Origin of the sequence: Psychromonas aquatilis (genome assembly GCF_038155185.1) — a bacterium.
Taxonomy (GTDB): domain Bacteria; phylum Pseudomonadota; class Gammaproteobacteria; order Enterobacterales; family Psychromonadaceae; genus Psychromonas; species Psychromonas aquatilis.
In genome coordinates, this window is the sequence record NZ_JBAKAZ010000218.1 from 1 (window position 1) to 248 (window position 248).

Below are 248 nucleotides of genomic sequence, written 5' to 3' on the forward strand. Positions count from 1 at the left end.
GCGATCAGCAATATAACGATCTGATAAGGTCGCCGCTGACACAATAGAAGTATCCGTGATCTCAACTTTATGATGTAATTAATAACGCTCTTTTAAACAACGCAAAATAGAAATAGTGTCTTCTACCGTTGGTTCATCTACATGTACTTTTTGAAAACGAAGCTCTAAAGCGGCATCTTTTTCAATATAATGACGATATTCAGCCAAGGTTGTAGCACCAACACAATGCAGCTCTCCACGGGCCAATG

General features: G+C 39.5%; 1 pseudogene. It reads right to left on the reverse strand.

Annotation, left to right across the window (positions count from 1 at the left end):
- Nucleotides 1-248, reverse strand: a pseudogene (locus V6256_RS15390) (hypothetical protein); the annotation flags it as partial.